Below are 26915 nucleotides of genomic sequence, written 5' to 3'. Positions count from 1 at the left end.
ATCATCACTTTAAGTGCGAAAGGGGCACCCGGCGCGGCGCGCCGGGTGCCCCTTTCGGTGTGTCTCAGTCCTCGCTGCCGGCGGCCGGAAGCTTGCTCTGGATCAGGTCCATCACCGAGGAGTCGGCGAGCGTGGTGACGTCACCCACCGCGCGGTTCTCCGCGACGTCGCGCAGCAGGCGGCGCATGATCTTGCCCGAGCGGGTCTTGGGCAGCTCCTGGACGGGCAGGATCCGCTTCGGCTTGGCGATCGGGCCGAGCGTGCTGCCCACGTGGTTGCGCAGGTCCGCGACCAGGCCATCGGTCTCGGAGGCGCTGCCGCGCAGGATGACGAAGGCCACGATGGCCTGACCGGTGGTCTCGTCGTTGGCGCCGACCACGGCCGCCTCGGCGACCGACGGGTGCGAGACGAGTGCCGACTCGACCTCGGTGGTCGAGATGTTGTGGCCGGACACCAGCATCACGTCGTCCACCCGGCCGAGCAGCCAGATGTCGCCGTCGTCGTCCTTCTTGGCGCCGTCGCCCGCGAAGTACTTGCCCTCGAAGCGCGACCAGTAGGTGTCGATGAACCGCTGGTCGTCGCCCCAGATGGTGCGCAGCATCGACGGCCACGGCTCGGTGAGGACCAGGTAGCCGCCTCCGCCGTTCGGGACCTCGTGCGCCTCGTCGTCCACGACGGTGGCGGAGATTCCGGGCAGGGCGCGCTGGGCGGAGCCCGGCTTGGTGGCGGTGACGCCCGGCAGCGGGGAGATCATCATCGCGCCGGTCTCGGTCTGCCACCAGGTGTCCACGATCGGGCAGCGGTCGCCGCCGATGTGCTTGCGGTACCAGATCCAGGCCTCGGGGTTGATCGGCTCGCCGACCGAGCCCAGCACGCGCAGGCTCGACAGGTCGAACTTCGCGGGGATGTCGTCGCCCCACTTCATGAACGTACGGATGGCCGTGGGCGCCGTGTAGAGGATGGTGACGCCGTACTTCTGGACGACCTCCCAGAACCGGCCCTGATGCGGGGTGTCGGGGGTGCCTTCGTACATCACCTGGGTGGCGCCGTTCGCGAGCGGCCCGTAGACGATGTAGGAGTGCCCGGTCACCCAGCCGATGTCGGCGGTGCACCAGTAGACGTCGGTCTCCGGCTTCAGGTCGAAGACCGCGTGGTGGGTGTACGCGGCCTGCGTGAGGTAGCCGCCGGAGGTGTGCAGGATGCCCTTCGGCTTACCCGTGGTCCCCGAGGTGTAGAGGATGAAGAGCGGGTGCTCGGCATCGAAGGGCTGCGGGGTGTGCTCGGCGGACTGCCGGCCGACCACGTCGTGCCACCAGACGTCGCGGCCCTCGGTGAAGGCGGTGTCCTGGCCGGTGCGGCGCACGACGAGCACGTTCTCGACCTGCGGGCACTTGGTGACGGCCTCGTCGATGGCGGGCTTCAGGGCCGTGGGCTTGCCGCGGCGGTAGCCGCCGTCCGCGGTGATGACCAGCTTCGCGTCGGCGTCCTGGATGCGGGAGGCGACGGCGTCGGCGGAGAAGCCGCCGAAGACGACGGAGTGCGCGGCGCCGACGCGGGCGCACGCGAGCATCGCGATGACCGCTTCGGGGATCATCGGCAGGTAGACGGCGACCCGGTCGCCGGCCTCGACACCCAGCTCGGTGAGGGCGTTGGCGGCCTTGGAGACCTCGTCCTTGAGCTCGGCGTAGGTGATCGCGCGGCTGTCGCCGGGCTCGCCCTCGAAGTGGATGGCGACGCGGTCGCCGTTGCCGGCCTCGACGTGGCGGTCCACGCAGTTGTACGCGACGTTGAGCTTGCCGTCCGCGAACCACTTCGCGAAGGGCGGGTTCGTCCAGTCGAGCGTCTCGGTCGGCTCGGTGGCCCAGGTCAGCCGCCGGGCCTGCTCGGCCCAGAAGCCCAGCCGGTCCGCGTCGGCCTGTGTGTACGCAGCCTCGGTCACGTTGGCGGCGGCGGCCAGATCGGCGGGCGGTGCGAACCGCCGCTCCTCCTTGAGCAGATTGGCCAGGCTCTCATTGCTCACGACATCTCCCTTTCCCAGGGTGTCCGTTGTGTCCCCGGGCATAGCTCATCAGTCAGCGGCCCAGGTGACAAGGGGTAGCCGGGAATTGGTTTAGACCTATATCACGATCTGGCCCGCGCGAGAACGGAGTGCGAATGGCCCCTCCCCGCTGCAGGGGGCGGGAAGGGGCCAAACGATTGCACGAATACGGGAGGGTATCGGTTCAGGCGTGCTGGCCGACGCTGTCGAAGACCCGGCAGTCGAAGAAGTCCTCGCCCTCGGACAGCAGGTACGCCTGCGCCTCGCCCACGTGGAAGTACATCCCGTGCAGCTCCAGGGTGCCCTCGGCGAGCCGTCTGGCCACCGATTCGTGGGCCCGCAGGTGCTCCAGCTGCTGGACCACATTGGTCAGGCACAGCTGTTCCACGGCGTCCGCCGGGAGCCGGCCCGAGATCCGGGCCCAGGCGTGGTGGCGGCTGGCCATCCGCTCCAGGCTGGGCAGCCCGTGCTTCAGCCAGCGGCGCAGCGGGGTCACCGGGGCGCCGGGCGTGGAACTCAGCAGGGCCTGCATGGCCCCGCAGCCCGAGTGCCCGCACACCGTGATGCTGTCCACCTGCAGCACGTCCACGGCGTACTCGATGGCCGCGGCGACGGAGTCGTCCGTGGACTCCGCGCCGGGCAGCGGCACGAGATTGCCGACGTTGCGGACCGTGAACAGGTCGCCCGGGCCGCTGGCCGTGATCATGCTCGTCACCAGGCGGGAGTCCGCGCAGGTGAGGAAGAGCTGGGAGGGCCGCTGCCCCTCGCGGGCCAGCCGGGCCAGCTCGTCCCGTACGTGCGGTGCGGTGTCGCGCTGGAAGGCGCTGATCCCGTTGGCCAGTTGGCCCGCGCCGCGCCGCCGGGGCGCGGGCGAGGCGGCCTGCTCCGCGGCGGCCTCCGCCTCGGCCTCGGTGGCCGCCGCGGCTGCCTCGGCCGCGGCCGCGGCAGTGACCGTACGGGTGCCCGCGGGGCGGTGGTCGCAGTGGTTCTGCCACGGTGTCCAGGGTCGGCAGCACTGGTGCGTCCCGCGCCGGGACCGGTCCGCGTGGTGGCCCGGGCCGTTCGGACCGCCCGCTCCGGTCGCGCCGGCCCCGGTGGATCCGTCGGCCCCCTCGGACTCGTCGTACGCTTCGAACTCGTCGGCGGAGGTGGTTCCGGGCAGCCGCGCCGAGGATCCGGCCCGCCCGGTCACCTCCAGGGTGCCCCCGTGCGCCAGATGGGACTCCTGCCAGTCGTGCAGCGTCTCGTAGGCCGCGTGGTCCATGAAGGAGCCGTCCAGCTCGATCACCGCGTGCGCCTCGTGCGGAATCTGGTTCAGCACCCGGCTCAGCCGGGGGACGGCGAGGAAGGTCAACTGCCCGCGCGCCCGGACCCGATGGACCCCGTTGTCCTGCTGCTCCACGGTGATCCGGGTCCGGGCGAGCCGGTGCAGGGCCAACGCGACCGCCACCGCGATGCCGATGGCCACGCCCTCCAGGACCCCGCCGAGCACCACGGCCACGATGGTCGTGCCGTAGACCAGGATCTCCCGGTGCCGGGTGACGCTGCGCATGTGCGTGATGTTGACCATCTGCACGCCGACCGCCATCACCAGGGCGGCCAGGGCGGCCAGCGGGATCAGGTCGAGGACCGGGACCAGCAGTCCGGCCGCGAGCAGCACCCAGAAGCCGTGCAGCATGGCCGACTTCCGGCTGACCGCACCCGACTTGACGTTCGCCACGCTGCGGACGGCCACGCCGGTGATGGGCAGTCCGCCCAGTGCTCCGGAGACGATGTTCGCCGCACCCTGCCCCCGCAGTTCGCGGTTGAGGTCGGCGCGCGGCGGGCGGTTGCCCGTGCGCCGCTCGGAGGCGATCAGCTTGTCGGTCGCGACGGCGGAGAGCAGCGACTCCACACTGCCGACCAGGGTGATGGTCAGTACGGCGGCGATGAGGCCGAGGACCGGACCCTCGGGCAGCTCCGGCAGGGCGTGGCTGCGCCACGACGGCAGGTCCACCCGGGGCAGGCTGAGCCCGGCCAGTGCGGCGACGGCCGTGGCCGTGGCCACGGCGGCGAGCGCCGCGGGCACCTTGCGCAGGGCGCGGCCCACCCGTCCGGGGAGCCGGGGCCAGCCGAGCAGGACGATCAGGGTCAGCACGCTGATGCCGAGTGCGACCGGGTGCAGGTCGGCCAACTGGCCTGGCAGCCCGAGGACGTTGGCCACGGCGTTGCTCTGGGGTGTGCCGCCGAGCACGATGTGCAGCTGGGCCAGCGCGATGGTCACGCCGATGCCCGCGAGCATGCCGTGCACGATGGCCGGGCTGACCATGAGCGCCGATCGGGCGGTGCGCAGTGCGGCGAGGCCGAGCTGGCACACGCCGGCGAGCACGGTGATGGCACAGGTGGTGCGCCAGCCGTAGTGCTGGATCAACTCGGCGGTGACCACGGTGAGTCCGGCGGCAGGTCCGCTCACCTGGAGCGGAGCGCCACCGAGCCGCCCGGCGACGATCCCGCCGACCGCCGCGGCCACCAGCCCGGCCTGGAGCGGGGCGCCGGTGGCCAGGGCGATGCCGAGCGAGAGCGGCAGGGCGATCAGGAAGACGGCGATGGAGGCGGAGAGGTCTGCCGGGAGGTCCTTGCGGATCTCCTGGGGCGTGCGGGTCGGGGAAGTGACTGTCATGGGTTCCCGTCTCCTCGGGGGAGGGATGAAGCGGCGGGAGTCTCAACACTCGGTAAATGGATGGTAATGGAGAGTAAAGGTGGGCGGTGAATAATACGGGCAAATGGCCGACAAATTAGCGCTCAAGGGTGATTAAGCATTTTGTCCGGCTTGTCACACCTTCCTCAGAGCAGACCGCATGGGACGTTGCGGCGCGGAAGTCCTGCGATGGAACTGCGAGGGAGAGGTGGGGCGGATGATCGCCGCCACGAAGAAGATCGCCGGCGGCCTGGTCGCCGCGGCGCTGGTCCTGGGAGCCGGCGGGTGCAGCACCTCGGAACCCGCCAAGTCCCCGGCTCCAGGGGCTCCGAACGCGCTGAAGGGTCCCGCCGCCCCGGAGGCGCCCGGCAGCGTCAACCGGCCCATCGGGGACGGCTCGACCGCGTACACGGGCATGCAGCCGAACGTGCAGAAGCCGCAGAAGCTGAAGCCCGGTGAAAAGCCGCCGCAGTTCGTGGTGTTCTCGTGGGACGGGGCCGGCGAGGACAGCCAGAAGCTCTTCTCGCACTTCCGCGAGGTCGGCAAGAAGTACAACGCCCGCATGACGTACTTCCTCAGCGGGGTCTACATGCTCCCCGAGGAGAAGAGCTCCCTCTACACGGCGCCCCAGCACTCGCCCGGCCGCTCCGACATCGGCTTCGGCGACCTCCGGGGGATCAAGGACACCGCCACCCAGGTCCGCGCGGCCTGGCTGGAGGGCAACGAGATCGGCACCCACTTCAACGGCCACTTCTGCGGCCCCGACGGCGGTGTCGGCACCTGGTCCGTGGACGAGTGGAAGAGCGAGATCAACCAGGCGAAGTCCTTCGTCAAGAACTGGCGGACCAACTCCGGCCTGAAGGACCAGGCGGCGCTCCCCTTCGACTACGACAAGGAGCTCATCGGCGCCCGCACCCCCTGCCTCGAAGGCCAGAAGAACTTCATGCTGGCGGCGAAGGACATGGGCTTCCGCTACGACTCCAGCGGCATCAGCAAACAGATCTGGCCCAAGAAGACGGACGGTCTCTGGGACATCCCGCTCCAGCTGGTGCCCATGCCGGGGCGTGCCTTCGACACCCTGAGCATGGACTACAACTACATGGTCAACCAGTCCGGGACGACCTCCCAGGGCGACCCCTCGCAGCACGCGTACTGGGGCGAACAGATGCGTGAAGGCCTGAGTCAGGCCTTCGACCGCGTCTACCAGGGCAACCGCGCGCCGCTGATCATCGGCAATCACTTCGAGTCCTGGAACGGCGGCACCTACATGCGCGCCGTCGAGGAGTCCATCAAGACCATGTGCACCCAGAAGGAGGTCCGCTGCGTCCCGTTCCGCGAGCTGGTGGACTGGCTGGACGCGCAGGACCCGAAGGCGCTGGAGTGGATGCGCACCCTCGACGTCGGCGAGACGCCGAAGGAGGGCTGGTCGAAGTTCCTGACCGCGGGGCCGCCGGCCAAGCCGGCCGCCCCCGCGGGCGTCAAGCCGGCTGCGGAGCCGGCCGAGGAGAGTGGGGACGAGGGCTGACGAGCGCCTCGGTCCCCTCGCGCAGGACGAAATCGGGGTCGACCTGGTCCGCCAGGTCGACCCCGGTCTTGGCGTTGCCCCAGCTCTCCGCGTTCTTGAGGTGGAAGCCCACCATCTGCTCGGTGTACCGGGCCCAGTCGCGGTGGGCGTACGAGTCGTCGGCGGCGTCCTGGAGCTCCTGGAGGGCGAACCGGTTGGACGCCTCCAGGAGCTCGAAGGGGGCCGGCCGGCCCTTCTCCATCGCCCGTACCCAGTCGGAGTGCCCCACGGTGCCCAGCAGGTCCTCGCCCACCTCGTCCTGGAGGAACTCGATGTCCTCGGGCCCCTGCACCTTGTTGCCGATGACCTTGAGCGCGACCCCGAAGTCCCGCGCGTACTCCTTGTACTGGCGGTAGACGGAGATGCCCTTGCGGGTCGGTTCGGCGACCAGGAAGGTCACGTCGAAGCGGGTGAACATGCCCGAGGCGAAGGAGTCCGAGCCGGCCGTCATGTCGACGACCACGTACTCGTCGGGACCGTCGACCAGGTGGTTCAGGCAGAGCTCGACCGCCCCGACCTTGGAGTGGTAGCACGCCACGCCCAGGTCGGCCTCGGTGAACGGCCCCGTGGCCATGAGCCGGACGGGCTCCCCGTCGAGTACGAGCGTGCGCGCGCAGGCCTCGTAGACCGGGTTGTCCTCGGTGACCCGCAGCAGGCGCGAGCCGCGCCCGGGCGGGGTGGTCTTGATCATCGTGTCGGTGGACGCGATGCGCGGATTGGAGCCCCGCAGGTACTCCTTGATCAGGGGCAGGTGCGCGCCCAGGGCGGGCAGCTCGGCGGCCTCCTCCTCGGTGAGTCCGAGCGCGGCGCCCAGGTGCTGGTTGATGTCGGCGTCCACCGCGACGACAGGGGCTTCATTGGCTGCGAGGTGGCGGATGAAGAGGGAGGACAGGGTCGTCTTGCCGCTGCCGCCCTTTCCCACGAAAGCGATCTTCATGTTCACCAAGCGTAGTGGGTTGATAGCAGGGTGTTGTCAAGGTGAGTGAAGAAGACCACTCCAAGGAGGGGTCGGTGCTACGGGTGCGCAGTGCGTAGGCTCCCTACTTATGAGTAGCGCTTCTGACCCGCTGGCCCCTCTGGCCGGGCTCCCGGGTGTCGCCGAGTCCGTGGATTCCGTACGCAAGGCCGTGGACCGGGTCTACGGGCACCGCGTGATGCGCCGCCGCAGCGGCGAGATCACCTCGGAGGCCGCCCTGCGCGGCGCCCGCGGGAGCGCGGCGCTGTCCGGTGCGGACTGGGCGCTGGAGGAGGTGCGCCGCCGGACCGACTTCGGATCGGAGCCGGAGGCGCTGACGGTGGGCGCGGCGCTGCGGCTGACGGCCGAGGCCGGGCAACTGCTCAGCATCTGGCGCCAGTCGCCGCTACGGGTCCTGGCGCGGCTCCACCTGGTGGCGTGCGGGTCAACGGCGGACGGCGATGTGGTGGGCCGCCCCCGGCTGGCGGGGGAGCCGGTGGCCGAGCCCCTGGTGGAGCTGCCGCTGCCGAGTGCCGAGGAGGTCGCGGGCCGGCTGGACGGACTCTCCCGCCTGATCATCGCGGGCGGCTCCGCCCCGGCCCTGATCACGGCGGCGGTGGTGCACGGCGAGCTGCTGGCCCTGCGCCCGTTCGCCTCGTACAACGGGCTCGTGGCGCGGGCGGCCGAGCGGATCGTGCTGATCAACAGCGGTCTGGATCCGAAGGCGATCTGCCCGGCGGAGGTCGGCCACGCCGAACAGGGGACCGAGGCCTATCTGGCCGCTTTCGAGGGCTACGTCTCCGGAACCCCGGAGGGGATGGCCGCATGGATCGCGCACTGCGGCCGGGCGGTCGAACTGGGCGTCCGCGAGTCGACTGCGGTGTGTGAGGCCCTGCAGCGCGGCGCGGCCTGAGCGCCTCCGTCCGGCCCCCCGGACATGGGTTGCGGCGACACCGTCTTGCTTTGGTGTCGCCGCTGGCATTTACGCCCAGTTACCAAGCGTCCTCGATATATGCCCATCAGGTCGGGGTCTTTGCCCGTTACCTGGTGCGGCTGGCCCGTAATCGACGGGTCGACGTCGCGTGGGTGCTCGGCGCTCATGCTTCGGTCCGTGGGCCTTACTGCGTTTTAAAGATGATCCTCTCGGATGTTCTTTGGTCTCGCGGGCCGTTGCTTTATTTGTACTCCGCTTCGGAGCCATGCGAAACCCCTGGCTCCATTTTTTACTTTCCGGGACGACCGAGGGTGAACCGGACAGTGCTTATCGGTGCAGGTCGGGACATTCAGGCAGAGCGGGTGGCGGCCAGGGCATGGGCCCGGCGCCGGCTCGCGTACCAGACCAGCCCCGCCGTGGCAGCTGCCGCACCCACGGCCGCCGCGGCGACCAGGGCCGGCCGGGCCGGCATGGACAGCCCGGGAAGGCGCTGCTTGAGCCGCACGGGCCGGTTGAAGACGAGGACCGGCCACTCGCGTGCCACGGCCTCCCGTCGCAGTGCCCGGTCGGGGTTGACGGCGTGCGGGTGTCCGACGGCTTCGAGCATGGGGACGTCGGTCGCCGAGTCGCTGTAGGCGTAGCACCGGGTGAGGTCGTAGCCCTCGGACTCGGCGAGTTCGCGTACGGCTTCGGCCTTGGTGGGCCCGTAGGCGTAGTACTCGATCTCGCCGGTGAAGCAACCGTCCTCACCCACGACCATGCGGGTGGCGACGACCCGGTCCGCGCCGAGCATCTCCCCGATGGGCTCGACGACCTCCGCTCCGGAGGTGGACACGATCACCACGTCGCGGCCCGCGGTGTGGTGGGCTTCGATCAGGGACGCGGCCTCGTCGTAGATGATCGGGTCGATGAGGTCGTGCAGGGTCTCCGCGACGATCTCCCGCACCTGCTGCACGTTCCACCCCTTGCAGAGGGCGGACAGGTACTCCCGCATCCGTTCCATCTGATCGTGGTCGGCGCCGCCGGCCAGGAAGATGAACTGCGTGTACGCGGTGCGCAACACGGCTCGCCGGTTGATCAGGCCGCCTTGGTAGAAGGACTTGCTGAACGTCAAGGTGCTCGACTTCGCAATGACCGTCTTGTCCAGGTCGAAGAAGGCTGCCGTGCGAGGCGAGGAGTGCGGCAAGGGCTGATTTTCCACGCCCCGAGCATATGCGCCCACCATTCGGCGTAAGGTGTGGCGCGTGGGTTTGCCTGAGAAGGCTCTCGGGTACACCATGGAAGTCACGGATCGTTCGCGACCGTGCTAACCCGGTCTGGCTCCTCCCCCCCCGAGTCGGACCGTGGGGACGACCCCCGCTCTCCCCCCCGGCGGGGGTCGTCGCATGTCCGGACGCGGTTTGCGTCCCTGCCTTCGGCCCCAAGTGACCATCCTCCGGCCCTTCCTCTTGTGCGGGGCCGACATGGCGAAGGCCCTCACCACATCAGACTCGTGACGCTGCGTGATGGTTCCGCCGCGCTCCGGAACTCACCTGTGAGGGTGACCGGGTTATTCACAATCGATGGGTTGTCCACAGTTATCGAGCAAGATCCACTTGTTTTTCCTGATCGCTGCACGGTGATTCCAGCCGCGAAGTCCGTGGCGGAAGCATTTGCAGTGAGAAGGGGGCGGAGATCGTGGCGCGATCGAAGTCGTGTGAAACGCCGGAGTCCGTGGTCGGCGGAAGCGGGACGAGGGCCGGGGCGGGCCTCGACCCCGGTTCCGTGGCCGGATCCGCACCCGGCGGCGGGCGGCCGCTGATCATCACCGAGGACCCGCTGCTGCTCGACGATCTACTGAGGCTGTGCGCCGCGGCCGGTGCCGAACCGCATGTGCACCACGGGCTTCCCGAGCGGGCCTGGGCAGCAGGCGTGGCCTGGGCAGCAGGCGTGGACGGGGTGGAGACGCCGGAGGGGACGGTCGGGCCGCCGGAGGGCAGTGCGGCGGGGGGCGTCGGATGGGAGACCGCCCCGCTCGTGCTGGTGGGCGACGACGCCGCCCGGCGGGTGCGAGGGGCGCCGCGCAGGGCCGGGGTGTTCCTCGTCGGCCGCGAGCTGGACGACCCCCAGGTGTGGCAGCGGGCGGTGGAGATCGGCGCCGAGGAGGTGCTGCGGCTCCCGGACGCCGAGAGCCTGCTCGTCGACCGCATCGCCGATGTCGTGGAAGGGGCCGGGCGGCCCGCCCTCGCCGTGGGGGTGATCGGCGGCAGCGGCGGCGCCGGAGCCTCCACCCTCGCGTGCGCGCTCGCCCTGCGGGCCGCCCATGCCGGGGAGCGGACCATCCTCATCGACGGCGACCCGCTGGGCGGGGGCATGGACGTCCTGCTCGGCGGCGAGGGCGCCGAAGGGCTGCGCTGGCCCGACTTCGCGGCCTCGCGGGGCCGGGTCGGCGCCGGAGCGCTGGAGGAGTCCCTGCCCGAGCTGCACGCTCTGCGCGTGCTCAGCTGGGACCGCGGGGACCGGGTGGTGGTGCCGCCTGCCGCGATCCGGTCAGTGGTGGCCGCCGCGCGCCGCCGGGGCGGGGTGGTGGTGGTCGACCTCCCGCGGCGGGTCGACGAAGCCGTGGCCGAGGTGCTGGCCCAGCTCGACCTGGTGCTGATGGTGGTGCCGGGCGAGTTGCGGTCGGTGGCCGCCGCGGGCCGGGTGGCGGCCGGGGTGCGGATGCTGGCCCGGGACGTGCGCGTCGTCGTACGGGGACGCTGCCCGGGCGGTCTCGATCCGGAGGCCGTGGCAGGGCTGTTGGGGGCGCCGCTGGCCGGGGAGGTGCCGGTCGAGGTGGGACTCCCGGGGCGGGTGGCCGAGGGGGAACCGCCGGGGGCGCACGGGCGGAGTGCGCTGGCCCGCTTCTGTGACGGCTTCTGGCAGTGGGCCCTCGGCTCCGCCCAGGGGGTGCCGGCATGAGCGCGGTACTCCTGGACGCGGTGCGCCGACGCCTCGCCGAGACCGGGGCGGAACCGACCCCGGCGCGGGTGGCGGCCGCCCTGCGGGCCCAGGGCAGGCTGCTCGGGGACGCCGAAGTGCTGGGGGTGGCCGCCGAGTTACGGTCCGAACTGGTCGGGGCGGGCCCGCTGGAGCCGCTGCTCGCCGACCCGGAGGTCACCGACGTGCTGGTGGCGGCCCCCGACCGGGTGTGGGTGGACCGGGGCGGAGGCCTGGAGCTCACCGGGGTGACCTTCGCCGATGCCGAGGCCGTGCGCAGGCTCGCCCAGCGGCTGGCCGCCGTGGCGGGCCGGCGCCTGGACGACGCCCGGCCCTGGGTGGACGCCCGGATGCCCGACGGGACCCGGCTGCACGCCGTGCTGCCCCCGGTCTCGGTCGGTTCGGCCTGCCTCTCGCTGCGCGTGGTGCGGCCGCGGGCCTTCACGCTGGAGGAGCTCGTCGCCGCGGGGACCCTGCCGCCCGGCGGGCACCGACTGCTCCGGGACATGGTCGAGGCCCGCCTTTCGTTCCTCGTCTCCGGCGGGACGGGAACGGGCAAGACCACTCTCCTCAGCGCCCTGCTGGGGCTGGTCGGGCCCGGCGAGCGGATCGTCCTGGCCGAGGATTCGGCCGAGCTGCGCCCCGACCATCCGCACGTGGTGCGGCTGGAGACCCGGCCGGCCAACCAGGAGGGGGCGGGCCTGGTCACCCTGGCGGACCTGGTCCGCCAGGCGCTGCGGATGCGGCCCGACCGGCTGGTGGTGGGCGAGGTGCGGGGCGCCGAGGTGGCGGACCTGCTCGCCGCGCTGAACACCGGGCACGAGGGGGGCTGCGGGACGGTCCACGCCAATGCCGCGGCCCATGTGCCCGCGCGGCTGGAAGCGCTGGGGACGGCCGCGGGGCTCGATCGGGCGGCTCTGCACAGCCAGTTGGCCGCGGCCCTGACCCTGGTGCTCCACCTGGTTCGGGACCGGGAGGGCCGGCGCCGGCTGGCCGAGGTGCACGTGCTGGAGCGGGACGCCGCGGGGTTGGTGGTCACTGTACCGGCGCTGCGGTGGGCCGCGCGGGGCTTCGTACGCGAGCGCGGCTGGGAACGGCTTCGCCCGCTGCTGCGCGGTGCCCGGTGAACGCGGGGGCCGCGCTGCCGGTGCCGCTGTTCGCGGGGGTGCTGTGCGCCGGGGCGGCCGTCTGGGGCCTGGCCGGCGGCGACCGGGTGTCCCGGCGGGCCAGGGTGGTGCTTGCCGCGGGTGCTCCGGTGGTTCCGGACGGGTCACTGCGCCGGGAGCGGCTGCTGATCGCCGTACGGGTGCGGGCGGCGCGGTGGAGGGAGTGGTCCTGCCTCGGGGCCGGGCTGGTGGTCGCGGCGCTGGGCGGGTCGGTGATCCCGTTGCTGGCGGGGGCGGCCGCGGTCCCGCTGGTGCGGCGGTGGCTGCGGGTACGGGCGCGGGAGCGGGCCCGGGCCGCGCGGGCCGCCGAGGTGGTGGCGCTGTGCGGGGCGGTGGTGGCTGAGCTGCGGGCGGGAGCCCAGCCGGGGCAGGCGCTGACGGCGGCGATGCGGCGCACGGCCGTCGGGCCCGGCGGCCCGGGCGCGGTGGAGACGGGGGTCCTGGCCGCGGCGGCCTTCGGCGGGGACGTGTCCGGTGCGCTGCGCCAGGCGGCGCGGGAGCCCGGTGCGGAGGGGCTGGCCGGGATGGCGGCCTGCTGGCGGGTGTCGGTGGACGGCGGTGCGGGACTCGCCGCCGGACTGGAGCGGTTGGAAGGGGCCCTGAGGGCCGAGCGGGACCGCCAGGAGTCGCTGCGGGCCCAGTTGGCGGGAGCGCGATCGACGGTGCTGGTGCTGGCCCTGCTGCCGCTGGTGGGTCTGCTGATCGGCACGGGGCTGGGCGCGGACCCGCTGCGGGTGCTGCTGCACACGCCGATGGGGTGGGGGTGCCTGCTGGCGGGCGGCGTGCTGGAGGCGCTGGGACTGCTGTGGTGCCGGCGGATCGTCCGGGCGGGGGAGCGGTGATGGCCGGGTACCTCGTCCACAGGCTGGGGATCGCCGTCTGTCTGGCGGTGGCGGCGCTGTGGACGGTGAGAGCGGCGATGGCGTGGGTCCGGTCGCGGGCGGCCAGGCGCAGGACCGTGGCCTTGCTGGGGGTGGAACCGGGACGGCGGGGGCCGGTGTTCGGCTCCGCGGTGCGCGGCGCGGTGGCGGGGTGGGCCGGGCAGGCCGGGGCGTTGCTGGCGGGCTGGGTGCTCGTCGGCGGGGTGACGGGTGTGGCCGTCGGTGGCCTGGCCGCGCTCGGCGTGCGGCGGTGGCGGTCCAGGGCCCGGCCGCCGGCCGGAGTGGATCCGAAGGAGGCGGAGCGTCAGCTGCCGTTCGCCGCCGATCTGTTGGCCGCGTGCCTGGCGGCCGGGGCGGGCCCGGTGGAGGCCGCCGAGGTGGTCGGGGAGTCGCTGGGCGGCCCGGTGGGGGAGCGGCTGGCGAGGGCCGGGGCGGAGCTGCGGCTCGGCGGCGAACCGGGTTCCGGGTGGGGGAGGTTGGCGGAGATACCCGGCGCCCGCGCTCTCGCGGAATGCCTGGAGCGGGCGGCCCGGACGGGGGCGCCCGCGGCGGAACCGGTCTCACGGCTCGCGTCCGGGCTGCGGGAGGACCGCGCCCGCAGTGCGGGAGCGCGGGCGCAGCGGGCGGCGGTCCTCGTCACGGCGCCGGTGGGGCTGTGTTTTCTCCCCGCTTTTCTCGCGATCGGGGTCGCGCCGGTGGTGATCGGTATGGCCTCGGGACTTCTCTCGAACACCTGAAGTCGCATTGACCACAGACATCAACAGCGGAAATCCACAGGAGGTTGTCATGAGGATCATCTGGTTTCGTGTGCGGCACGTGCTGAGGGGCCGCGGGAGCGATGCGGGGATGTCCACCTCGGAATACGCCATGGGCACGATCGCGGCCTGCGCATTCGCGGCCGTCCTCTACAAGGTGGTGACGAGTGAAGTCGTCGCCACGGCCCTGCAGTCGACCATCGGAAAGGCGCTCGATGTGCCGTTCTGAGGGTGGGTCAGGGGGCGTCCGCGGAAAGTCGGACCGGGGATATGTGACGGCGGAGGCCGCCCTCGTGATCCCGGCGCTGGTGCTGTTCGCGGCGCTGCTGGTGTGGGCGCTGATGGCGGCGGCCGCGCAGATCCGGTGCGTGGACGCGGCCCGGGCCGGTGCCCGGGCGGCGGCCAGGTCGGAACCGGTGGAGGTGGCGGAGGCGGCGGCTCGGGCGGCCGCTCCGGAGGGGGCGCGGGTGGAGCTGGCCCGGGTGGGCGACCTCTGGCGGGTCCGGGTGGTGGCGCCGGCGCCGGGGCCGGGCGGGCTGCCGGTACGGCTCGGCGCGCAGGCGGTGGCCCTGGCGGAGGACAGCGTGGGGCCGCCGCCATGAGCCGGGACCGGGGTTCGGCCACGGTCTGGGCGGCACTGGTGGCGACGGTACTGGGTGCGGTGTTCGGCGGCGTGCTGCTGCTCGGCCAGGCCGTCGTGGCCCGCCACCGTGCGGCGGCGGCCGCCGACCTGGCGGCGCTCGCGGCGGCGGCCACCTGGGCGCACGGGCCGGAGCGGGCGTGCGCGGCGGCCCTGCGGGTGGCCCGGGCGCAGGGCGCGGCGCTCGGCGGGTGCCTGCTCGGGGGCGAGGTCGCCGAGGTCACCGCGCGGGTCGCGGCGGGCCCCTTCACCCCCGCGATCCGGGCCCGGGCGGGCCCGCCCGGGCCGCGGCCGGGCTGAGGCGGCAGGCCGCAGGCCCGCGGCAGCGGACCCCCGGCGGGGGCTACGCCGGGCCCCGGCAGGCCCCGGCGGATCCCGTCAGGCCTCGGGGGCCCCGGCGGGCGGGGATTCGGAGAGGAGGCGGGTCAGGAGGCGGATGGCGCCGCGCTTGTGGAGGGGCTCGTTGCCGTTGCCGCACTTGGGGGACTGGATGCAGGAAGGGCAGCCGGACTCGCACTCGCAGGCGGCGATCGCGTCGCGGGTGGCCGTCAGCCAGGCGCGGGCCGTGCGGAAGGCGCGCTCCGCGAAGCCGGCGCCGCCGGGGTGGCCGTCGTAGACGAAGACCGTGGGGAGGAGGGTGTCGGGATGCAGCGGCACCGAGACGCCGCCGATGTCCCAGCGGTCGCAGGTGGCGAAGAGCGGGAGCATGCCGATGGAGGCGTGTTCGGCGGCGTGCAGGGCGCCGCCGAGGATCTCCGGGTTGATCCGGGCCTCGTCGAGCTGGTCCTCGGTCACGGTCCACCACACGGCCCGGGTGCGCAGGGTGCGGGGCGGCAGGTCGAGCTTGGCCTCGCCCAGCACCTCGCCGGTGATCAGCTTGCGGCGCAGGTAGGAGACGACCTGGTTGGTGACCTCGACGGAGCCGAAGCAGAGCCGGGCCGAGCCCCACGGGATCTCGGTCTCGGTCTCCAGGACGGAGATGGAGGTGGTGTCACGGGCCGTGGTGGAGAAGGGCGGGTCCGCCTGCTCCACGAGGGCCACCGAGTCCTCCAGGTCCAGGTGCTTCACGAGATACGTGCGGCCCTGGTGGAGGTGGACGGCCCCCTCGTGGACGGCGGTGTGGGCCGCCGACTCGTCGACGGTGCCCAGCAGCCGGCCGGTCGTGGCCTCGACGATCTGCACCGGGCGGCCGCCGCCGCCCCGGATGTCGGTCAGGTCCGAGGCCCGTTCCCGGCGGGTCCAGTGCCAGGCGGTCGCCCGGCGGCGCAGCAGCTTCGCCGCTTCGAGCTGGGGAAGGAGCTCCTTGGTCGCCGGGCCGAAGAGTTCCAGGTCCGCGTCGGTCAGCGGTAGCTCGGCCGCCGCCGCGCACAGGTGGGGGGCGAGGACGTACGGGTTGTCGGGGTCCAGGACGGTGGCTTCCACCGGTTGGCGGAACAGCGCCTCCGGGTGGTGGACCAGGTAGGTGTCCAGCGGGTCGTCCCGGGCGATCAGCACGGCCAGGGCGCCCTGGCCCGAGCGTCCGGCGCGGCCGGCCTGCTGCCACAGGGAGGCCCTGGTGCCCGGGTAGCCGGTGATCAGGACGGCGTCCAGGCCCGAGACGTCCACGCCCAGCTCCAGGGCCGTCGTGGCGGCCAGCCCGAGCAGCTCCCCGGAGTGCAGGGCCCGCTCCAGGGCCCGGCGCTCCTCGGGGAGGTAGCCGCCCCGGTAGGCGGCGACCCGGCGGGGCAGCGACCGGTCGATCGACGCGAGCCGTTCCTGGGTGATGACGGAGATCAGCTCGGCGCCGCGCCGGGAGCGGACGAAGGCGACCGTGCGGACCCCCTGGACGACCAGGTCGGTCAGCAGGTCGGCCGTCTCCGCGGTGGCCGTACGGCGTACGGGGGCGCCCTTCTCGCCCCGCAGCTCGGTGAGCAGCGGCGGCTCCCACAGGGCGAAGACCACCTCGCCGCGCGGTGAGGCGTCGTCGGTGATCTCGATCACCCGTACGCCGGTCAGCCGGGACGCGGCCGCCGCCGGGTCGCTCGCGGTGGCGGAGGCCAGCAGGAAGACCGGGTCCGCGCCGTAGCGGGCGCACAGCCGCCGCAGCCGGCGCAGGACCTGTGCCACGTGGGAGCCGAAGACCCCGCGGTAGGTGTGGCACTCGTCGATCACGACGTAGCGCAGGGCCCGCAGGAAGGAGGACCAGCGCGGGTGGGCCGGGAGGATCCCGCGGTGCAGCATGTCGGGGTTGGTCAGGACGTAATTCGCGTACTGGCGCACCCATTCGCGTTCCTCGACGGGCGTGTCCCCGTCGTAGACCGCGGGGCGTACGGCGTTGCCCAGCGGAGCGGCCAGTTCCCGTACGGCGCGCCGCTGGTCGGCCGCCAGGGCCTTGGTGGGGGCCAGGTACAGGGCGGTCGCGCCCCGGCCGTTCGGGGCCTCGGCGCCGTCCGCCAGGGCGGAGAGCACGGGAGCGAGGTAGGCCAGGGACTTGCCCGAGGCGGTTCCGGTGGCCACGACCACGGACGTTCCGTCGAGGGCGAGCTCGGCCGCCGCGGCCTGGTGTTCCCACGGATGGTCGATTCCGGCCGATCGGATCGCGGCTACGACGTCAGTTCGGATGCGGTCGGGCCAGACTGCATGACGACCCGCCCGAGGGGGCAAGTGCTCCGTATGGGTGATGCGCGCAGCACGGGAAGGCCCCCGTGACAGACGGTCCAGGACCGTGTCGGGGGTGGGTCGAGGGTCCGCGGGCGCCGTGGGCCGTCCGGGACCGTGAGTGTCGGCCATCGGAACCGAGTGTGTCACCGGCGTGCGGGACAATGGTCCGAAGGCGTCGTGCGCGCCTGCCGGTAAGTGATTGAATGCCATCGCGGCAGCCATTCCCTCGCCTACCTTCGGGTGAGGGGGCGTCGCTCGATAGCAAGGTGCTGGAGGATCCGTGGACCTGTCCCTGTCGACTCGCACTGTCGGCGACCGTACGGTCGTGGAGGTCGGTGGCGAGATTGATGTGTATACCGCGCCCAAGCTGCGCGAGCAGTTGGTCGAGTTGGTGAACGACGGCAGCTACCACCTGGTTGTCGACATGGAGCGAGTGGACTTCCTCGACTCCACCGGCCTTGGTGTGCTTGTGGGAGGCCTCAAGCGCGTCCGTGCGCACGAGGGCTCGCTCCGTCTGGTGTGCAACCAGGAGCGCATCCTGAAGATCTTCCGCATCACCGGTCTGACCAAGGTGTTTCCGATCCACACCACTGTGGAAGACGCCGTCAACGCCACTGACTGACGGCTCCGGGCGGCTCCCTGCGGCCTTCGGGCGGCAGGGGGCCGACAAGGAGAGCGGGGGTACCGGGCCATGGTTGGCCCGGGCCCCTGTCAAGGCACGCCCGTAGTCCGAGGGGGACGCGCATGGCCACCGTTGAACTGCGCTTCAGCGCCCAGCCCGAACACGTCCGAACGGCCCGCCTCGTCGCGGCCGCCGTGGCGCGCCGGGTCGGCGTGGAGGAAGCCGTCCTCGACGAGGTCCGCCTCGCCGTGGGTGAGGCCTGTTCGCGTGCCGTCGGACTCCATCGGCTCAACGGGCTGACCGGACCTGTCCGGGTCGTGCTGACCGAGGACGAGAAGGTGTTCTCCATCGAGGTCGGCGACGAGGTCCCCGGCCCGTCCGGAGGTGGGTCCGACGCCGTGTCAGGCATGACCGCCGTCCTGGAGTCCGACGGTGAGGCGGAGGACGAGATGGGGCTCGCGGTGATCACCGGGCTCGTCGACGACGTCGAGGTGAGCAGTGGGGAATCGGGCGGAACCATCCGGATGAGCTGGCCCGTCGCCGGCGTCTCCGAGCTGCCCTGAGGTCCACCGCGTTCCACGCGATCCACCGCGCGCGCAATCCCTCGTATCTTCCGATCTTTATCAAGGCCCTGCTGAGCAGGGCCTTTTTCATTTCCCTAGATCAATGATCAGGCGTCAATGCCTTTGCCCCATTACCACTTTCGAGGGTAATGGAGTGACGCGATCTATTGCTGAGGAGCAGGAGCACGCCAATTACGTTTCCTGCGCACTGTTTTGATCGGGGCGAGCTCTCTACAATCCGTCCACATCTTGAGCTCATCACGTCAAGGAGGACGAATGACGGGGCTCTTCACCCCTCTCGCGCCGGATCGCACCACAGATCTGGCATCCGCAGTACTCACCGATGACAATCGGCTCATCGTGATCGTCATTGCGGCCGTGGCACTCGCCGCACTCGTCGTCGCGCAGATCCTGGTCCGCCAGGTCCTCGCCGCCGACGAGGGAACCGACAGCATGAAGAAGATCGCAGCAGCCGTCCAGGAGGGCGCCAACGCCTATCTCGGCCGGCAGTTGCGCACCCTCGGCGTCTTCGCCGTCGTGGTCTTCTTCCTGCTCTTCCTGCTCCCCGCCGACGACTGGTCGCAGCGGAGCGGGCGGTCCGCCTTCTTCCTCGTGGGCGCCATCTTCTCGGCCGCCACCGGCTACATCGGCATGCGTCTGGCGGTCCGCGCCAACGTGCGCGTCGCCGCCGCCGCACGCGAGGCCACCCCGGCCGAGGGAGAGCCCGCCAAGGACCTGACCGAGGTCTCCCACAAGGCGATGAAGATCGCCTTCCGCACCGGCGGCGTCGTCGGCATGTTCACCGTCGGACTCGGCCTGTTCGGCGCCTCCTGCGTCGTGCTGGTCTACGCCGCCGACGCCCCCAAGGTCCTGGAGGGCTTCGGCCTCGGGGCCGCCCTGATCGCGATGTTCATGCGCGTGGGCGGCGGAATCTTCACCAAGGCCGCCGACGTCGGCGCCGACCTGGTCGGCAAGGTCGAGCAGGGCATTCCGGAGGACGACCCGCGCAATGCCGCGACCATCGCCGACAACGTGGGCGACAACGTCGGAGACTGCGCCGGAATGGCGGCCGACCTCTTCGAGTCCTACGCCGTCACCCTGGTGGCCGCACTCATCCTCGGCAAGGCCGCCTTCGGTGACCTGGGCCTCGCCTTCCCGCTGATCGTCCCCGCGATCGGTGTCATCACCGCGATGATCGGCATCTTCGCGGTCTCCCCGCGGCGCTCCGACCGCAGCGGTATGACCGCCATCAACCGCGGCTTCTTCATCTCGGCCGTGATCTCCCTGGTGCTGGTCGCGATCGCCGTCTACGCCTACCTGCCGGCCACCTACAAGGAGCTGGTCGGCGTCGAGAACCCGGCGATCACCAACCACTCCGGTGACCCGCGCGTCCTGGCCGTCGTCGCCGTCGCCATCGGCATCGTGCTCGCGGCCCTGATCCAGCAGCTGACCGGCTACTTCACGGAGACCAACCGGCGCCCCGTCCGGGACATCGGCAAGTCCTCCCTGACCGGCGCGGCCACCGTCATCCTCGCCGGCATCTCCGTCGGTCTGGAGTCCGCCGTCTACACGGCGCTGCTCATCGGCCTCGGCGTCTACGGGGCCTTCCTGCTCGGTGGTACGTCGATCCTGCTCGCGCTCTTCGCGGTGGCCCTGGCCGGCACCGGCCTGCTCACCACCGTCGGCGTCATCGTCGCCATGGACACCTTCGGGCCCGTCTCCGACAACGCCCAGGGCATCGCCGAGATGTCCGGCGACGTCGAGGGCGCCGGTGCGCAGGTCCTGACCGACCTCGATGCCGTGGGCAACACCACCAAGGCCATCACCAAGGGCATCGCCATCGCCACGGCCGTGCTCGCCGCGGCGGCGCTCTTCGGCTCGTACAACGACGCGATCGCCACCGCGGTCAGGGAAGTCGGCGCCAAGGCCGGGGAGATGAACCTCAGCCTCGACATCGCACAGCCCAACAATCTCGTCGGGCTGATCCTGGGCGCGGCCGTCGTGTTCCTGTTCTCCGGCCTCGCCATCAACGCGGTCTCCCGCTCCGCGGGCGCCGTCGTCTACGAGGTGCGCCGCCAGTTCCGCGAGCACCCCGGGATCATGGACTACACCGAGAAGCCCGAGTACGGGCGCGTCGTTGACATCTGCACCAAGGACGCGCTGCGCGAGCTCGCCACGCCGGGCCTGCTCGCCGTGCTCACCCCCATCGCCGTGGGCTTCTCCCTCGGCGTGGGCGCCCTCGGCTCCTTCCTCGCCGGAGCCATCGGCACGGGCACCCTGATGGCGGTCTTCCTCGCCAACTCCGGCGGCGCGTGGGACAACGCGAAGAAGCTCGTCGAGGACGGTCACCACGGCGGCAAGGGCAGTGAGGCCCACGCCGCGGTCGTCATCGGCGACACGGTCGGCGACCCGTTCAAGGACACCGCCGGTCCCGCGATCAACCCGCTGCTCAAGGTCATGAACCTGGTGGCACTGCTGATCGCTCCCGCCGTCGTGCAGTTCAGCTACGGCACGGACAGCAGCCCGACGGTGCGGGCGATCGTCGCGGTCCTCGCGATCGGGGTCATCATCGCCGCGGTGTACATCTCCAAGCGCCGCGGCATCGCCGTCGGCGACGAGACCGAGGGCGGAGCCGCCGAGCGGGTGGCCAAGTCGGCCGACCCCGCGACGGTCTCCTGACCCGAGGTTCGGCCAGCGGGACGGGCAGAGCCGGGCAGGGCCGGCCGGTACGCCCGAACGGCGGACGGGCGGCGCGGACTCACGCGCCGTCTGTCCGCCTTTGTGCGTCCCCGGACGGCAGGCGTGTATCTTCCGGGCCGAGAGCCTTCGAAGGGACCAATCCGGTGAACAAGAAGCTTGCGGCCGCAATGTCGGGCGGTGCGGTGCTGATGCTCGTCCTGTCCGGCTGCGGCGGGGACGAGACCGACGAGAAGGCCAGCGCCTGGGCCAAAAAGGTCTGTGACCAGTGGCAGCCCGAACTCAAGAAGATCGAGACCGCCAACGCCGACATCAAGCGGGTGGCCTCGGAGAGCAGTAAGCCCGAGGACGTCCAGAAGACCGACTCGGCGGCCTTCGGGGCCATGTCCGAGTCCTACAGGACGATGGGGGCCGCCCTGCAGTCGGCGGGCGTTCCGCCCGTCAAGAACGGCGCCGCGACCCAGGCGGCGGCGGCCAAGGGCTTCGAGTCGACGTCCAAGGGCTACGCCGACCTGAAGGCGAAGATGGACGCCCTCGACCCGAAGGACCAGCCGAAGTTCGCCGACGGCCTCAAGGAGGTCGCGGGCGGCCTCCAGGAAGCGACGAAGGGCGGCCAGGACGCGCTCGCCCAGCTCAACGCGGGCGGCCTGGACAAGGCGATCAACAGCCAGAAGGGCTGCCAGGTCGCGACGTCCTCCGCGGCTCCGCAGTAGCGCGGCCCGCCCTCGGGGGCGGCGTTCGGCGCGGTACGTCGATCAGGGCGGCCGGGGTCCCGCAAGGGAGCCGCGGCCGCCCTTTCGTGCCCCCGGGCCCGGTGTGATCGGCAGGACGGGTCCCAGCGGACACAATGGACGCGTGAGTACCACCAGCCTTCCCACGCCCGACCGCGCCGCCGAGCTCCGCGAAGCCCTGCTGGCCGCCGGTTTCACCGCCGACGGGCTGCTCGACCTGCTCGGCGCCCCCGCCTACGCCGCGCTGGCCCGCAGCGAGACCGTCCCGGCCCTGCGCGCCACCCGCGGCCCCGGCGACGGGGCGCTCGCGAGCCTGGTCCGGCTGTTCCTGCTCCAGCAGCCGGAGCCGTACGTGCATGCCGCCGGGGCGCTGCCCGTCGAGGCGGCCCTGGCCGACGGCTGGCTGCGGCTGGAGGGCGACGAGGTGCACGCCACCGTCGACGTACGCCCGTACGGCGGCCCGGACGGCGAGGACTGGTTCATCGTCTCCGACCTCGGCTGCTCCGTCGGCGGGGCCGGCGGGATCGGCAGCCGCGAGGAGGGAGTGGTCCTCGGCGTGGGCGGTGCCTCCACCACCCTGGCCGGGATCACCGTCCGCACCCCGGTCGGCTCGGCCCTCGACGTCGGCACCGGATCCGGGATCCAGGCGCTGCACGCCTCCCGGCACGCGACCCGGGTCACCGCCACGGACGTCAACCCCAGGGCCCTGGAATTCACCCGCCTGACGCTGGCCCTGTCCGGGGCCCCGGAGGCCGAGCTGCTCACCGGGTCGCTCTTCGAGCCGGTCGGCGAGGCGACGTACGACCTGATCGTGTCGAACCCGCCGTTCGTGATCTCCCCCGGCGCCCGGCTGACGTACCGGGACGGCGGCATGGGCGGCGACGACCTGTGCCGGACCCTGGTCCAGGAGGCCGGTGCGCGGCTCAACCAGGGCGGATACGCGCAGTTCCTCGGCAACTGGCAGCACGTGGAGGGCGAGGACTGGCACGACCGGCTCCGCTCCTGGGTACCGCGCGGCTGCGACGCCTGGATCGTGCAGCGTGACGTGCAGGACGTGACGCAGTACGCCGAGCTGTGGCTGCGCGACGCGGGCGACCACCGGAGCGACCCGGCCGAGTACGCGCGCCGGTACGAGGACTGGCTGGAGGAGTTCGAGGCCCGCGGGACCAAGTCCGTCGGCTTCGGATGGATCACCTTGCGCCGGAGGGACGCGGCCGAGCCCTCGATCGTGGTCGAGGAGTGGCCGCACACGGTTGAGCAGCCGCTCGGCGACGCCGTGATGGCCCATTTCGCCCGCCAGGACTACCTGCGCGAGCACGACGACGCGGCCCTGCTGGAGGCCCATTTCGCGCTTGCCGAGGAAGTGGTCCAGGAGCAGGTCGGCGCGCCCGGCGCGGAGGATCCGGAACACGTCGTGCTGCGGCAGAACCGCGGAATGCGCCGCGCGACCAAGGTCGACACGGTCGGCGCCGGGTTCGCCGGAGTGTGTGACGGCTCACTGAGCGCGGGCCGGATCCTGGACGCGATCGCGCAGCTGATGCAGGAGGACCCGATCGTGCTGCGGGACCGCACCCCGGAGGCCATCCGGCTGCTGGTCGAGCAGGGTTTCCTGGACCCCGTGGCGGGCCGCACGCAGTAGGCGCCCCTGGATGTAACCAGGGGTTCGCCCGGCGTATCCCCAGGGCTGTCAGTCTGTCGGTCAGAGGGATCCGGGGGGATCCCCAGGGCGGCCCGGGGGTTACAGGGGAGCGGCGCGGAAAGCGGTCCGGCGATCTTCGCGCGGCCGTGTTCCCGCTGCTCGGGGCGGCTCTGCATGCCTGGGCGGGGCGCGCACTCTTCCACCGTGCACCGTTGGCGGACGGCGCGCGCCCCGTCGCGGTCGTACCGCCGGTCCGGCACTCCGGCGCGGCGCCCGAGGCCCTCGGAGCGGGGCGCCTCGCGCGGCGGTCACAGCGAGATCGAGGGGCCGTGCCGGACCGGGATCACGGCGGGTCGCCGGCACGAAAACACGACGTCGGAGCAGGCGCGGGACCGGGTGCGAAGGCGCGGCCAGACGGCCCCTCGGCCACTCGGCCCGGTGATCGGGAACGCCCCGGCGCGGCATCCGGGCGGCAGAAACGGCACTTGTCGGGTTACCGTTCGAGTGGCCGTTGCGGGCTTCTGTCGTTTGACACGGGGGCGGGTTGTACCGTCACACTCCGCAGCGTCGCCGTACTGCGACCGAGTGCCGACCGGAGAGAAGAGCCAAGTTGTCCCCGACTAGCGAGACCGCAAAGGGCGGCCGCCGACTCGTCATCGTCGAGTCCCCAGCCAAGGCGAAGACGATCAAGGGCTACCTCGGCCCCGGATACGTCGTCGAGGCGAGCGTCGGGCACATCCGCGACCTCCCGAACGGCGCGGCCGAGGTTCCCGACAAGTACACCGGTGAGGTCCGCCGCCTCGGAGTGGACGTCGAGCACGACTTCCAGCCGATCTACGTCGTCAACGCGGACAAGAAGGCGCAGGTCCGCAAGCTCAAGGACCTGCTGGCCGAGTCCGACGAACTCTTCCTCGCCACCGATGAGGACCGCGAGGGCGAAGCCATCGCGTGGCACCTGCAGGAAGTCCTCAAGCCCAAGGTCCCCGTCCACCGGATGGTCTTCCACGAGATCACCAAGGACGCGATCCGCGACGCCGTCGCCAACCCGCGCGAGCTGAACCAGCGCATGGTCGACGCCCAGGAGACCCGCCGCATCCTCGACCGTCTCTACGGCTACGAGGTCTCGCCGGTCCTGTGGAAGAAGGTCATGCCGAAGCTGTCGGCGGGCCGCGTCCAGTCGGTGGCCACCCGCATGGTCGTCGAGCGGGAGCGCGAGCGCATCGCCTTCCGCTCCGCCGAGTACTGGGACCTGACCGGAACCTTCTCCACCGGCCGGGCCGGTGACGCCTCCGACCCCTCGACGCTGGTCGCCCGCCTGAACACGGTGGACGGCAAGCGCGTCGCGCAGGGCCGCGACTTCGGCTCGAACGGGCAGCTCAAGAGCGAGGTGCTGCACCTCGACGAGGGCGGCGCCCGGGCGCTCGCCGCCGCGCTGGCGGACACCTCGTTCGCCGTCCGGTCGGTCGAGTCCAAGCCGTACCGCCGTTCCCCGTACGCCCCCTTCCGCACGACGACGCTCCAGCAGGAGGCCTCGCGCAAGCTGGGCTTCGGTGCGAAGGCGACGATGCAGGTGGCGCAGAAGCTGTACGAGAACGGCTTCATCACCTATATGCGTACCGACTCCACCACGCTGTCCGACACGGCGGTGTCGGCGGCGCGGGCGCAGGTCACCCAGCTCTACGGGGCCGACTACCTGCCGGAGAAGCCGCGCGTCTACGCCGGCAAGGTCAAGAACGCGCAGGAGGCGCACGAGGCGATCCGCCCTTCGGGTGATCGTTTCCGCACCCCCGCCGAGACGGGTCTGACCGGCGACCAGTTCCGCCTGTACGAGCTGATCTGGAAGCGGACCGTCGCCTCCCAGATGAAGGACGCGGTCGGCAACAGCGTCACCGTGAAGATCGGCGGCCGTGCCTCGGACGGGCGCGACGCCGAGTTCACCGCCTCCGGCAAGACGATCACCTTCCACGGCTTCATGAAGGCGTACGTCGAGGGCGCGGACGACCCGAACGCCGAGCTCGACGACCGCGAGAAGCGGCTGCCGCAGGTCGCGGAGGGCGACGCGCTGGCCGCCGAGGAGATCACGGCGGACGGGCACTCGACCAAGCCGCCGGCCCGCTACACCGAGGCCTCGCTGGTCAAGGAGCTCGAGGAGCGTGAGATCGGCCGTCCGTCGACGTACGCGTCGATCATCGGCACGATCCTCGACCGCGGCTACGTCTTCAAGAAGGGCACGGCGCTCGTGCCGTCCTTCCTGTCGTTCGCCGTGGTGAACCTGCTCGAGACGCACTTCGGGCGGCTCGTCGACTACGACTTCACCGCGAAGATGGAGGACGACCTCGACCGCATCGCGCGGGGCGAGGCCCAGTCCGTGCCGTGGCTGAAGCGGTTCTACTTCGGCTCGGAGGACGCGACCGAGGTCGTGCCGGCCGACGGGGACCACCTCGGTGGTCTCAAGGAGCTGGTCACGGACCTCGGCGCGATCGACGCCCGGGAGATCTCCTCCTTCCCGGTCGGCGAGGGCATCGTGCTGCGGGTCGGCCGCTACGGGCCGTACATCGAGCGAGGCGAGAAGAACGCGGAGGGCCACCAGCGGGCCGACGTACCGGACGACATGGCTCCGGACGAGCTGACGATCGAGTACGCGGAGGAGCTGCTCGCCGCGCCGAGCGGCGAGTTCGAGCTCGGCAAGGACCCGGTCAGCGGCAACGAGATCGTCGCGAAACTCGGCCGCTACGGACCGTACGTGACGGAGATCCTCCCCGAGGGCACCCCGAAGACGGGCAAGAACGCGGTCAAGCCTCGGACGGCCTCGCTCTTCAAGTCCATGAGCCTGGACACGGTCACCCTCGACGAGGCGCTGAAGCTGATGTCGCTGCCGCGCGTCGTCGGCGCGGACGCCGAGGGCGTGGAGATCACGGCCCAGAACGGCCGCTACGGCCCGTACCTGAAGAAGGGCACGGACTCGCGGTCGCTGGAGACCGAGGACCAGCTCTTCTCGATCACGCTGGACGAGGCCCTCGCGATCTACGCGCAGCCCAAGCAGCGGGGTCGGGCCGCGGCCAAGCCGCCGCTGAAGGAGCTGGGCACGGACCCGGTCAGCGAGAAGCCGGTAGTGGTCAAGGACGGCCGCTTCGGGCCGTACGTGACGGACGGCGAGACGAACGCGACGCTGCGGCGGGACGACGACGTCGAGACGATCACGCCGGAGCGGGGCTACGAGCTGCTCGCGGAGAAGCGGGCGAAGGGCCCGGCCAAGAAGGTGGCGAAGAAGGCTCCCGCCAAGAAGGCCCCGGCGAAGAAGGCGACGGCGACGAAGACCGCTGCCGCGAAGAAGACGACGGCGGCCAAGAAGACCACCGCCAAGAAGGCGACGGCGAAGAAGACGGCCGCCGCCCCGGCCGCGGACGAGTAGGACTCGTCCGGCCGGGCCGGGTGCTTCGTGCCCCGGCCCGGCC

20 protein-coding genes are annotated in these 26915 nt (G+C 71.9%); 15 read left to right on the top strand and 5 right to left on the bottom strand.

Annotated elements, in window-relative coordinates; translation table 11 throughout:
* Positions 1-64: 64 nt before the first annotated feature.
* Both acs and OG373_RS18765 read right to left on the bottom strand, forming a co-directional pair.
* Complete coding sequence (gene acs, locus OG373_RS18770; protein ID WP_405439320.1) at positions 65-2062, bottom strand: acetate--CoA ligase; 1998 nt, start codon at positions 2060-2062, stop codon at positions 65-67.
* 160 nt (positions 2063-2222) lie between these two features.
* Positions 2223-4697: a SulP family inorganic anion transporter gene (locus tag OG373_RS18765; protein WP_405439319.1), complete on the bottom strand. Its 2475-nt coding sequence runs from the start codon at positions 4695-4697 to the stop codon at positions 2223-2225.
* Positions 4698-4932: 235 nt separating this feature from the next.
* Between OG373_RS18765 and OG373_RS18760 the strand changes: the two genes are divergently transcribed.
* A complete protein-coding gene (locus tag OG373_RS18760) occupies positions 4933-6240 on the top strand; it encodes a hypothetical protein (protein ID WP_405439318.1) in 1308 nt (435 codons plus the stop codon).
* Here OG373_RS18760 and OG373_RS18755 read toward each other — a convergent pair.
* Positions 6194-7216, bottom strand: coding sequence for an ATP-binding protein (locus tag OG373_RS18755; RefSeq protein ID WP_405439317.1), 1023 nt, complete (start codon positions 7214-7216; stop codon positions 6194-6196). The genes OG373_RS18760 and OG373_RS18755 overlap by 47 nt on opposite strands.
* A 109-nt stretch (positions 7217-7325) precedes the next feature.
* On the opposite strand from OG373_RS18755, the gene OG373_RS18750 reads away from it, so the two are divergent.
* The gene (locus tag OG373_RS18750; protein ID WP_405439316.1) at positions 7326-8147 is read left to right on the top strand and encodes an oxidoreductase; all 822 of its coding nucleotides are present in this window, start codon (positions 7326-7328) and stop codon (positions 8145-8147) included.
* Between the two features lie 370 nt (positions 8148-8517).
* Here the strand turns inward: OG373_RS18750 and OG373_RS18745 are convergent, their stop codons facing one another.
* Positions 8518-9393 (bottom strand): HAD family hydrolase, encoded by an 876-nt coding sequence (locus tag OG373_RS18745; protein WP_405439315.1) that lies wholly within the window; start codon positions 9391-9393, stop codon positions 8518-8520.
* 539 nt (positions 9394-9932) lie between these two features.
* On the opposite strand from OG373_RS18745, the gene ssd reads away from it, so the two are divergent.
* Genes ssd through OG373_RS18710 form a run of 7 tightly spaced genes read left to right on the top strand, consistent with a single transcriptional unit; the run spans position 9933 to position 14868 of the window.
* The gene (gene ssd / locus OG373_RS18740; protein ID WP_405439314.1) at positions 9933-11108 is read left to right on the top strand and encodes a septum site-determining protein Ssd; all 1176 of its coding nucleotides are present in this window, start codon (positions 9933-9935) and stop codon (positions 11106-11108) included.
* Positions 11105-12253, top strand: a complete 1149-nt coding sequence (locus OG373_RS18735) for a TadA family conjugal transfer-associated ATPase (protein WP_397732846.1) — start codon at positions 11105-11107, stop codon at positions 12251-12253. The genes ssd and OG373_RS18735 overlap by 4 nt, the downstream gene beginning before the upstream one ends.
* Positions 12250-13134: a type II secretion system F family protein gene (locus OG373_RS18730; RefSeq protein WP_405439313.1), complete on the top strand. Its 885-nt coding sequence runs from the start codon at positions 12250-12252 to the stop codon at positions 13132-13134. The genes OG373_RS18735 and OG373_RS18730 overlap by 4 nt, the downstream gene beginning before the upstream one ends.
* A complete protein-coding gene (locus OG373_RS18725) occupies positions 13134-13910 on the top strand; it encodes a type II secretion system F family protein (RefSeq protein WP_405439312.1) in 777 nt (258 codons plus the stop codon). The genes OG373_RS18730 and OG373_RS18725 overlap by 1 nt, the downstream gene beginning before the upstream one ends.
* 49 nt (positions 13911-13959) lie before the next feature.
* Positions 13960-14157, top strand: a complete 198-nt coding sequence (locus tag OG373_RS18720; RefSeq protein WP_405439311.1) for a DUF4244 domain-containing protein — start codon at positions 13960-13962, stop codon at positions 14155-14157.
* Positions 14144-14530: a TadE family type IV pilus minor pilin gene (locus OG373_RS18715; protein WP_405439310.1), complete on the top strand. Its 387-nt coding sequence runs from the start codon at positions 14144-14146 to the stop codon at positions 14528-14530. Before OG373_RS18720 ends, OG373_RS18715 begins: the two co-directional genes overlap by 14 nt.
* Positions 14527-14868: an Rv3654c family TadE-like protein gene (locus OG373_RS18710; protein ID WP_397732841.1), complete on the top strand. Its 342-nt coding sequence runs from the start codon at positions 14527-14529 to the stop codon at positions 14866-14868. The genes OG373_RS18715 and OG373_RS18710 overlap by 4 nt, the downstream gene beginning before the upstream one ends.
* A gap of 78 nt (positions 14869-14946) precedes the next feature.
* On the opposite strand, the gene OG373_RS18705 is transcribed toward OG373_RS18710, so the two are convergent.
* Positions 14947-17418 (bottom strand): DEAD/DEAH box helicase, encoded by a 2472-nt coding sequence (locus tag OG373_RS18705; protein ID WP_405439309.1) that lies wholly within the window; start codon positions 17416-17418, stop codon positions 14947-14949.
* Between the two features lie 70 nt (positions 17419-17488).
* Between OG373_RS18705 and bldG the strand changes: the two genes are divergently transcribed.
* The 6 genes from bldG to topA all read left to right on the top strand — a co-directional run bounded on the left by bldG (position 17489) and on the right by topA (position 26872).
* Positions 17489-17830 carry an anti-sigma factor antagonist BldG gene (gene bldG, locus OG373_RS18700; RefSeq protein WP_008743037.1) on the top strand — a complete coding sequence of 114 codons (342 nt, stop codon included), beginning with the start codon at positions 17489-17491 and terminating at the stop codon, positions 17828-17830.
* Positions 17831-17952: 122 nt separating this feature from the next.
* Positions 17953-18393 (top strand): ATP-binding protein, encoded by a 441-nt coding sequence (locus tag OG373_RS18695; RefSeq protein WP_397732839.1) that lies wholly within the window; start codon positions 17953-17955, stop codon positions 18391-18393.
* Between the two features lie 276 nt (positions 18394-18669).
* Entirely contained in the window at positions 18670-21072 is a 2403-nt protein-coding gene (locus tag OG373_RS18690) for a sodium-translocating pyrophosphatase (protein ID WP_405439308.1), read from the top strand.
* Between the two features lie 164 nt (positions 21073-21236).
* Complete coding sequence (locus OG373_RS18685; protein ID WP_397732837.1) at positions 21237-21803, top strand: small secreted protein; 567 nt, start codon at positions 21237-21239, stop codon at positions 21801-21803.
* A gap of 142 nt (positions 21804-21945) precedes the next feature.
* Positions 21946-23460 carry a methyltransferase gene (locus OG373_RS18680; protein ID WP_405439307.1) on the top strand — a complete coding sequence of 505 codons (1515 nt, stop codon included), beginning with the start codon at positions 21946-21948 and terminating at the stop codon, positions 23458-23460.
* Between the two features lie 610 nt (positions 23461-24070).
* Positions 24071-26872: a type I DNA topoisomerase gene (topA, locus tag OG373_RS18675; RefSeq protein ID WP_405439306.1), complete on the top strand. Its 2802-nt coding sequence runs from the start codon at positions 24071-24073 to the stop codon at positions 26870-26872.
* Positions 26873-26915: the final 43 nt, after the last annotated feature.

Origin of the sequence: Streptomyces avidinii, from assembly GCF_045161815.1 — a bacterium.
GTDB classification, from domain to species: Bacteria; Actinomycetota; Actinomycetes; order Streptomycetales; family Streptomycetaceae; genus Streptomyces; species Streptomyces avidinii.
This window is presented reverse-complemented; position numbering and strand designations above follow the sequence as displayed.